The organism is Syntrophomonas sp. (genome assembly GCF_028707975.1).
GTDB lineage: Bacteria > Bacillota > Syntrophomonadia > Syntrophomonadales > Syntrophomonadaceae > Syntrophomonas.
In genome coordinates, this window is sequence record NZ_JAQVZX010000021.1 from 23126 (window position 1) to 32209 (window position 9084).

Annotated in this window: 9 protein-coding genes; 7 read left to right on the forward strand and 2 right to left on the reverse strand. The window is 44.5% G+C overall.

The window, feature by feature from the left end; all coding sequences use genetic code 11:
• Positions 1-3: 3 nt before the first annotated feature.
• The 5 genes from PHP87_RS04820 to PHP87_RS04840 all read left to right on the forward strand — a co-directional run bounded on the left by PHP87_RS04820 (position 4) and on the right by PHP87_RS04840 (position 5177).
• Positions 4-606, forward strand: coding sequence for an indolepyruvate oxidoreductase subunit beta (locus PHP87_RS04820; RefSeq protein ID WP_276619326.1), 603 nt, complete (start codon positions 4-6; stop codon positions 604-606).
• Positions 607-924: 318 nt separating this feature from the next.
• Positions 925-2538, forward strand: coding sequence for a spore germination protein (locus PHP87_RS04825; RefSeq protein WP_299919069.1), 1614 nt, complete (start codon positions 925-927; stop codon positions 2536-2538).
• The gene (locus PHP87_RS04830) at positions 2535-3713 is read left to right on the forward strand and encodes a Ger(x)C family spore germination protein (RefSeq protein ID WP_276619322.1); all 1179 of its coding nucleotides are present in this window, start codon (positions 2535-2537) and stop codon (positions 3711-3713) included. The genes PHP87_RS04825 and PHP87_RS04830 overlap by 4 nt, the downstream gene beginning before the upstream one ends.
• A 157-nt stretch (positions 3714-3870) precedes the next feature.
• A complete protein-coding gene (locus PHP87_RS04835) occupies positions 3871-4971 on the forward strand; it encodes an endospore germination permease (protein WP_299919072.1) in 1101 nt (366 codons plus the stop codon).
• Entirely contained in the window at positions 4968-5177 is a 210-nt protein-coding gene (locus PHP87_RS04840) for a hypothetical protein (protein ID WP_299919074.1), read from the forward strand. The genes PHP87_RS04835 and PHP87_RS04840 overlap by 4 nt, the downstream gene beginning before the upstream one ends.
• Before the next feature lie 316 nt (positions 5178-5493).
• Here PHP87_RS04840 and PHP87_RS04845 read toward each other — a convergent pair whose 3' ends face one another.
• Together PHP87_RS04845 and PHP87_RS04850 are read right to left on the reverse strand one after the other, a co-directional pair.
• Positions 5494-6270: a TPM domain-containing protein gene (locus PHP87_RS04845; protein WP_299919076.1), complete on the reverse strand. Its 777-nt coding sequence runs from the start codon at positions 6268-6270 to the stop codon at positions 5494-5496.
• Positions 6271-6335: 65 nt separating this feature from the next.
• Positions 6336-6893 carry a LemA family protein gene (locus PHP87_RS04850; RefSeq protein ID WP_299919078.1) on the reverse strand — a complete coding sequence of 186 codons (558 nt, stop codon included), beginning with the start codon at positions 6891-6893 and terminating at the stop codon, positions 6336-6338.
• A 316-nt stretch (positions 6894-7209) separates the two neighbouring features.
• On the opposite strand from PHP87_RS04850, the gene PHP87_RS04855 reads away from it, so the two are divergent.
• Both PHP87_RS04855 and PHP87_RS04860 read left to right on the forward strand, forming a co-directional pair.
• Entirely contained in the window at positions 7210-8256 is a 1047-nt protein-coding gene (locus tag PHP87_RS04855; protein WP_299919080.1) for an S-layer homology domain-containing protein, read from the forward strand.
• A gap of 150 nt (positions 8257-8406) precedes the next feature.
• On the forward strand, positions 8407-8571 hold the full coding sequence (locus PHP87_RS04860) for an SEC-C metal-binding domain-containing protein (RefSeq protein WP_299919082.1): 165 nt from the start codon (positions 8407-8409) through the stop codon (positions 8569-8571).
• Positions 8572-9084: the final 513 nt, after the last annotated feature.

A 9084-nucleotide genomic window follows, 5' to 3' on the forward strand; every position in this document is an offset into this window, starting at 1 on the left:
AAAATGCCAAAACAAACTACTAATGTTCTGATAGTAGGAGTTGGGGGGCAAGGAACCCTGCTCACCAGCCGCATAATTGCTCAGGTGGCCGTACAGATGGGCTATGATGTCAAAGTGTCAGAGATACATGGTATGGCACAGAGGGGTGGCAGTGTTGTTTCCCAAGTACGCTACGGAGAAAAAGTCTATTCACCCATAATTAAGAAAAGTGACGCCGATATCCTGCTGGCTTTTGAAAAGCTCGAAGCAGCCCGCTGGTTGGACTATCTGAAACCCGGGGGTAAAGTAATCATTAATGACGAGCGGGTTGACCCCCTGCCGGTAATGAGTGGAAAACTGAAATATCCGGTAGATATTGATAAAAGAATTGCCAACCTTATACCCGATACCACCATTGTTGATGCTACCCGAATGGCTGAGGAATGTGGTAATTCCCGGGCCGCCAATGTGGTTTTGGTGGGAATGCTGGCCGCAGCCATAAACATTCCGGCAGAGGAAGTGGAAAACGCTATTAGAGAAATGGTACCGGCCAAAGCTTTGGAAGTTAACCTGAAAGCCTTCCGGGAAGGGCAAAAATATTTGAGTGCAACCCTCAACAGATTATAACGGACTCTTGTTGAAACTGCTCCGAGTATCTTCCGATAACTTAAACACAAGGGAAACATATTCCCCAAGATATGAAGTTTTCCCCCAGTTAGCGCTGGGGGTTTTTTCATGCTGATTTTTAGCTTCGGCATTCTCCTAATTCCACCAACCCCCATGCCCCAACCGTTCCTCGTGACATATAAATAATCTATTTATCTTACGGATACAATATTAACAATCTAATGCATTTTTTAATAAATAATTCAAAAAATGCAGCATCCCATATTTATCTTTGAAAGCATATAAGCTCCGTAGAGTTTTGAGAAAGGTTGGTTCTTTTTGCCTGGTTTTCTTTTCAAAAAACTACATTTTAAAAAAATATTAAACCATGAGCAAAAAAAGTCTGCGGGACAGTATAGTTCCTCTGTAAGCCTGTCCCAAAACCTGGAGGAAAACCTGAGGGTTTTACGGGAAGCTCTTGGTTCAAGCAGTGATGTAATCATTCGTGACATGAAAATCAGCTCTGATTCAAATATTGATGCGGCCGTTGTCTATATTGATGGTTTAGTTGATAGAGCTCTATTAAATCACGATATTTTGCGACCATTGATGTTTAACCTGCAATTGATTAAGGATAATCTCAGCCATAACCACAAAAGCCTAATCGATTATATTAAATCAAGTGTTTTAACTGTAGGGCAGATAACTGTAGTCCAGGATATAGACAGAGTTATTGCCAGGGTTCTGACAGGTCATACCGCCATTTTGGCAGAAGGTGCAACCCGGGCTCTGCTTATTGACGCTAAAGGCTGGGAAACACGACGTATCGAAGAGCCTAAAAACGAGTTGTCGATTCGAGGTTCAAAAGAAAGTTTTACCGAAACTCTGCGTACCAACACAGCTTTGCTGCGGCGAAAAATACGCGATCCGCGTTTAACCTTTGAAAGCCTGCAAATTGGGGAGAGGTCGAAGACCGATGTTTCAATTGCTTACGTCCAGGGTATCACCCCGGATAATCTTATTGAAGAAATCAAACAACGGCTGCAACGAATAGATACTGACATTATTTTGGATGTCAGTTACCTGGAACAATTCATTGAAGATAGTCCCAGTTCGCTATTTCCCACCGTGGGCAGCAGCGAAAGGCCAGATGTAGTTGCAGCCAGAATATTGGAGGGTCGAGCCGCCATATTGGTTGACGGTTCCCCGATGGCCTTGACAGTACCTTTTTTATTTATCGAAGGTTTTCAAAATCCGGATGATTATTACGCCCGGCCATTTTTCGCTGCATTGGTGCGGTGGGTTCGTTTGCTGGGTTATTTACTCAGTATCTATTTGCCGGGTATTTTTGTTTCCTTAAAAACATTTCATCCCGAATTATTTCCGACCCAATTACTGGTTTCGGTGGCGGCAGCCCGGGAAGGCCTCCCTTTGCCAGTGGTATTAGAAGCCCTGTTAATGCTGCTTTTATTTGAAATCTTACGGGAAGCCGGTCTCAGGATGCCCCGCTCACTGGGCCAGGCCGTCAGTATTGTGGGTGCGCTGGTAATCGGTCAGGCGGCAGTATCAGCTGGTTTGGTTGGAGCACCCATGGTAATAGTAATTGCCACCACAGCAATTGCTTCATTTTTAGTCATCCTTTTTGCTGAGCCGGGGGCCTTGTATCGCTTTATAATGACGCTTGCGGGCGGTTTGCTAGGTTTATTTGGTATAGTCTTGGTTTCCATTGAAATGCTTAGCCACCTGGCTTCTTTACGCTCCCTGGGGGTTGCCTATTTATCGCCGGTAACTCCACTCAATATTCGTGGCCTGCGAGATACTTTCATTCGGGCCCCCTTATGGGCCATGGATAGCCGTCCCGCGTCTTTAGATTCACCCAACACAAGGCGGCAATCATCCGGTCAAATGCCCCGGCCTCCTAAAACCAGCTCTCAGCAGGGGGATACGCAATGAAGAGAAAACATCGTCTTACCATTTGCCTGCTTATTCTCTTAGTTATCATTCCCGTATTCATATCCGGCTGCTGGGATAGCATTGAGTTGAATAAATTATCAATTATATCCGGCCTGGGTTGGGATATCGATGCAGATACAGGACAGCTTACCCTTACCTTTCAATCTATTATCCCCAGCGAGATAAAGAGTGCTGCCGGTAGCAGCGGAGATGTGGGGCAAAAAAGGGGTGACCCGCTTCATACTATTCAGTTGGACTCCAGCACCGGTTCATCAGCTTATGATGCCTTAAACCGCTATTCCCAGCAAAGTAGTCGGAGGACATTTTATCAGCACACCCAGCTTTATGTCTTTGGCCATAGTGCTGCTGAAAAGGGCATCTATCCTCTTCTTGATTCAATAGCCAGGAATCCGGTAAACCGTCCCAATGTCTTGATGGCAGTAGCCGAGAAAAAAGCCAGTGATACTCTAAGTGTTGAGGCTGGAATGGAAAACATTCAGGCCATCGGAATGGCTGCTCAGATTAAGCTATCAGCAGAATATTCCAAATTCCCGGTGGTCACCTACCTGGAATTTGCCCAGCGCTTATTAAGCGAAACTACCGCTCCTCTCGCCCCTATGGTAGGCATTATTGAGCAAACTGGTCCGGAAGGGGATAGAGTACAAAAAACTCGCATAAGCGCAACGGCAGTATTTAAAGGAGATAAGATGATAGGGCAACTAAATGAAGATGAATCAAGGGGTCTTTTGTGGGCTATTAACAAGATTAAAAAAGGATTCTTAGTAATACCCGGAGCCAACCTGGAGATTGTTAGTGCCAAAAGTAAAATCGTTCCTGAACTGCAAGACGACAAAATTATGATTACTATTGCCATAGATGAAGAGTCTAACCTGCTGGAGTATGATGGGCATCAGGAGATAAGCTCCGACCTTCTGCAAGATTTGGAAAAGGGCCAGGCTCGGGAGATTGAGAGCCAGGTAATGGCAGCAGTTGAGAAGTCTCGGGCTCTAAATGCGGATGTTTTTGGCTTTGGGGAGGCGGTTCATCGTAAATATAAAAAAGAATGGCGGGATCTAAAAGCGAGGTGGGATGAAATTTATCCTTATATTGAGATTGTGGTAAAGGTAAAAACTCAAGTAAATGAAATTGGGGAAATTAATAGATCACTGAATTAAAGATTAAAGAAAACCCGGCTTGCACCGCAACATTAATAGTGAACGAAGTTCATGCCCGCATCCTTAATCGCGACTAACTGGAACACCAGGAGTACCGAAGGGTGCAGGGTGAGCTTTTGGCGACGGTGGAACTGATGAAGAATTAGGGGTATGATTCATGCTTTTGGAGAACGGTAAAATATCCAGTTTACAATTAAGCCTATTAATAATCGGGTTTATTTTCGGTGCTTCGGTTATTATTGCTCCGGGGCAGCAAGCCGGGCATGATGCCTGGATTGCGATTGCTTTAGGATTGATGGAGGGCTTAATTATTGCCGGGATATTTACTGTTCTGACCCAGCATTTTAAAGGTAAGACGCTGGTTGAAATAAATTCTCTGGTCTACGGAAAAATCCTGGGCAACTTCATTTCTATTCTATTTATCTGGTATCTTTTTCACCTGGGTGCCTTAGTTTTAAATAATTACTCCCGTTTTTTAAAACTAGAACTATATCCTGCTACTCCGAAAGCACTTACTCTCATTCTAATTATGCTGGTCTGTGCCTTAACCGTGCGCAGGGGTATCGAAGTGTTGGCTCGATGCAGCTTAATATTAGTAACGATTACTATTTTGATGGCAATCTTTGATACGCTCCTGGTAGCTCCGCATATGGACCTTCAAAATTTGCTGCCTATTCTTGATGTCCCCATAGGAAAGTTGTTATGGACCAGTCATGCTACGGCCATCTTTCCTTTTGGAGACGCAGTAGCATTTTTAATGGTATTGGCATTTGTTAATAAGCCCGAAAAAAGCCGTTCAGCTGTTTTCAAAGGAATACTGATAGCGGGATTAGTTCTAATTGGAGTTGCCGTCCGCAATGCTGCCGTATTGGGACAAATGGTCGCAATTTACACTTATCCAACTTACATAACAGCACAAGTAATTGATATCGGCGATGTTCTCACCCGGGTGGAAGTTTTGGTGGCCATCAATTTAATCACCATGGGATTTTTCAAAATATCAGTGGTATATTATGGAACGGTTTTAGGATTGGCCCAGGTCTTTAATTTGCGTAGTTACCGTCCTATAATTCTTCCGATAGGGATTCTCATGGTGATATTGGCCCTGACCAATGTTAGCAATACCACCGAAATGTTTGATTTTGCCAACCAGGGCTACCCCATTTATACAATTCCTTTTCAAATCGCCATTCCGCTTATTACGCTACTGGTAGCCAAACTGCGCAAGCTACCTCAAACAAGGGGGGAGCAGGCATGAGTGCCCTGGTACTTATCGGATTCGGAATTATAGCCTTAATACAAATTCCTGGGCTGGTTCGGAAACAATGGTGGCGGGAATTAATATGCTTTACGCTTTTTTGGTCGCTGGGTCTTGTTTTGGCTGTAATACTGTCCATGGGGATTAAGCTGCCTCCCCTGACCACGATAATTAACGAAACTATTACCGGAATGCTGGGGATATGAATCTTCACTGCCATATTCCGTTGGTGATATATATCAGTAGAAACCGTCCCATGATATACTGTTTTATTATTCTACTTATTGGTTTTTAAATACCAATTTGTTGTAATTCCCTAAAAATATTAAAGCACAGGTAGCCAGCCACCTGGGAGTATACGAATATCTCATGAGCCATAGAAAAAAGGTTTTGTAGTTTTCCAGGACATTTGTCCTAAATACCCACAAAGCCTTCAATAATAGTCTGGATATTCTTATGTTATTTTAGACAGCTATCACAAACAGATATAACCTTAATTACCGCTATCTGTCTAAGCACCCGTTACCAACCACGGCTACTGCCGCCGCCGCCGGCTGAGCCGCCTCCCCCGAAGCTGCCGCCGCCGCCACCAAAACCTCCGCCTCCATAATAACCGCCCCCACCAAAATATCCTCCTCCGCCACTGCCGCCAGGCCCTCTACCCGAAGAACCTCGGCCACGCGTTTTACGGTATATGATATAAAGTATTATAAGTATGAAAATGATAGCAGGCCAGGATACTTCATCCTCCTCCTGGGCCAAAGGCTTCTCACCACCGGAAGCAGGCTGGTAGGGGATATCATATTCTTGGGATACTTCCTTTAATAAAGCATTATAAGTATTAATAATTCCCGCATCATATTGCCCATTTTTAAAATACGGTATCAGGTTTTCATCCTGAATCCGGCCAGTTTTTCCGTCAGGCAGTACTCCCTCCAGACCATAGCCAACTTCAATACGGCTTTTTCGCTCTTTCTGAGCGATTAGCAGTAAAACTCCATTATTCTTCTCTTTATCTCCTATACCCCATTGGCGAAAAAGCTCCAGGGAATAATCCTCCAGGACTGCATCTTCCCCGATAGTAGGCACCGTAACCACTACGATCTGGGCCGAGGTCTTTTGCTGCAGGTTCTTACTGGTATTTATTATGGCATTCTCGCTTTCCTCGGAAAGCATGTCGGCTTGATCGAGACAGTAGAAATTGAGGTCAGGCTGGGGCAAGTCCATAGCCGCAATAGCTGAGGCTGTGGATAACAGCAGCATCATCGCAGCTGCCAGTATAAAAAAAGCTTTACGCATTTTAATCATCTCCTGACGCTAAATGGAGTAAGGAACACCCGGAAGCATTTCCTTAAAACTCCGGTCTAGAAATTAACCTGAGGTACTTCCTGGGCCCCCTCCTGGGCTTTGTAGTAATCCCGGGCCTCAAAACCACCCATGCCGGCTATCATATTGGCCGGGAACTTCTTAATTCGGGTATTGTAATCCCGAACCGCTTCATTATAATCCCGGCGTGCTACCGCCAAACGATTTTCGGTTCCGGCCAGTTCATCTGCCAGTTGACGGAAGTTGGCATCCGACTTCAAAGCCGGGTATCTTTCCACCACAACCAGCAAACGACTGAGCGCCGTACTCAGTTCGGCATCGGCCTGAGCTTTTTCTCCCACTGAATTTGCTCCCGCCAGTTTGCTGCGGGCTTCGGCCACCTGAGTAAAAATCTCTTTTTCCTGGGCAGCATAGGCTTTGGTAGTGCTAACCAAATTGGGAATTAGGTCAGAGCGTCTTTGCAGTTGAGTATCGATATCCCCCCACTTGTTGTCGATGCGTTCGTTGGCAGTGATCATGCCATTATAGGTAGAAATACCCGCTAACAGCATGATGAGCAAAACCGCCAGTACAATTAACAGAGTCCGATTTTTCACAGCTTTTACCTCCTCTTCAAAGAATATGACTAACAAGTCTAATTGTATAATATTCATTTAAGCTATTAAAGACTAATCAGAAAAGTTTGGAGTGAGGGGATACTGCCTGGCTGACTCTGTTGGCTTCTGAATCTCCGGGTGCTGGGGGTGGAATTTAACCATAGCAAGGTGTGAGAGGTCATTTAACGTGAAAATACTTTTCATTTCATTACTATTTGTATCGCTGGCGGTAACGGCAAGATGCAGGTTAACGTGAAAAACCAGGGCTTTCTGTTGTATAATGGTTATGAACTAATCAAGCGGAGGAGTGATATTTATGGCTATCCGGAGAAAATGGATAGTATTTATTACGATGCTTATTGCTGCACTGGCTATAATGCTTTTTTCGCCAACTCGGGTTTTGGCCGATACTGATATAAAAGTAAGGATATGTGATCCTGACCGCATTAATGATGAGGGAGATCTGCAGGAGGGCAATACCATAAACCAGGTATTATCTGCGCCCACGGTTTCCTATGGGGAAAACAGAGAGCTGGGCACGGTACAGATTACTGGAAAAGCAGGTGTAGCGGTTCCGCTGTCAGCGGGCCAGAAGATAATGCTCATACTACCCTGGGGAATCAGCTATATGCAGGTTCCGGATGAATGCAACTACCGCAAATATGTGGAATGGCCGGAGCAGTTCGAGGGGAAGAAGAATCAGATTTGTGATTCTGCCAGTAAGCCCGGGATTAGCTTTATTGCTGCTACTCCTCGTTCTCTGACCATAGAACTGAGCCATGTAGATAACAGCGGAGAAATCATGGTGATTAACTTTCTCTTTAATCAGGACAATTACAGCAAAATCCGGATAGCTTCCTTTGTTGAAGTAGCAGAAGAATACCGGGCAGACCGGCAAGGGGAAATTAGCCGCTTGGAATTTTTCACCCTTCTGACCCGGCTGACAGGGCCGTTTTCCGCTTCACCACTCAAGTCTATCAATGGAAATATAGTAGCTGCTGATTTATTTGCTGATATCAGTGAAGAACAAGCAGATATTGATAGAATACTTCCCCTGATGGAGGGAGGCTTGGTGAAGGGCTATGCAGGAGGGTTTTTGCAACCCGAGCAGCGTATTTCACGAGCCGAAGCCGCCCATTTGGCAGGTACGCTATTTGGAGTTGCTGCATCGGAGCCCGCACCCTTTAAGGATTCCTTGCCTGATTGGGCACAAAAGGGAATCACTAAGGCTTATACAGCCAGGATTATCCAGGGCTATCCTGATGGAAGCTTCCAGGCCGGCCAGCCTTTAAGCAAAGCTGAAGCTATCATAATTCTGCAAAACTGCCTGGAAAGATATTGTAAATTGCCATCGATAAAATAAAAACTAAATTCGTCAAACGGGTGGGGAACACACCCAAGGGATACCTAATGAACCCAGGGACAAGGGTATCTATTAGCTCAAAATCTGGGAAGCGGTACCGGGGAAGAATAGAACCATCATGGTTTTTCAACCGCCGAGGCCAGGAAAGATATGAAAGCCTATTCAGCTGTTGAGAAGAAAAAAACCAGGACGGCGGAATTTAACCAGCCAACCCGAAATAAACATTTTTTGGCCGGGAAAAAGATTGACCGCAATGAATCCTGTCCTTGTGGCAGTGGCAAGAAATACAAGAAATGCTGCGGCCGCAATCTATAGTGTGAATCGCGTCCCAATGGCAGTTTAAACTATTGAAAAATGAGGGCAATTAATGTATAGATTCAGATAAAATAGACAAACAAAATAAACGCAAAATAGAAGAATATAAAAAAATCCAATGATTAAATTGCCGGGGCTGAAACTGACACCCCCAACCAGCATATGGAAATTGATATTGCCGGCGGTTCCCTAAATGAATCTATCCAGCAATATGTCTTCAACAATTGTTACTGATACCCAGTTGTTTTAACTGCATATATGAGTATACTCGGTATATGAGAACAACAATATAGGCTGATGTATTGAGTATAATGAAGGAAGGACTTAATTGAAGAGGCCAGGTGCTTCCACAACGCGTAATGCTGCATTTCTTATGAAAATGGCAAGGATTGAGTTTAGTGAAGAAGAATACTAATAATTGTTTACTGTACAGGGCAGCCGACATTTTTTAGAAAACCTGAGAAAATTACTTTTAAAGCTTACTGCCCGGATGGGGCGATGATGTACCCTTAT

What these genes read in the sequence shown, in the direction of transcription:
- PHP87_RS04820 (WP_276619326.1), top strand. Translation starts at nt 4, where the DNA reads ATGCCAAAACAAACTACTAATGTTCTGATAGTAGGAGTTGGGGGGCAA.
- PHP87_RS04830 (WP_276619322.1), top strand. Translation starts at nt 2,535, where the DNA reads ATGAAGAGAAAACATCGTCTTACCATTTGCCTGCTTATTCTCTTAGTT.
- PHP87_RS04835 (WP_299919072.1), top strand. Translation starts at nt 3,871, where the DNA reads ATGCTTTTGGAGAACGGTAAAATATCCAGTTTACAATTAAGCCTATTA.
- PHP87_RS04840 (WP_299919074.1), top strand. Translation starts at nt 4,968, where the DNA reads ATGAGTGCCCTGGTACTTATCGGATTCGGAATTATAGCCTTAATACAA.
- PHP87_RS04845 (WP_299919076.1), bottom strand. Translation starts at nt 6,270, where the DNA reads ATGCGTAAAGCTTTTTTTATACTGGCAGCTGCGATGATGCTGCTGTTA.
- PHP87_RS04855 (WP_299919080.1), top strand. Translation starts at nt 7,210, where the DNA reads ATGGCTATCCGGAGAAAATGGATAGTATTTATTACGATGCTTATTGCT.
- PHP87_RS04860 (WP_299919082.1), top strand. Translation starts at nt 8,407, where the DNA reads ATGAAAGCCTATTCAGCTGTTGAGAAGAAAAAAACCAGGACGGCGGAA.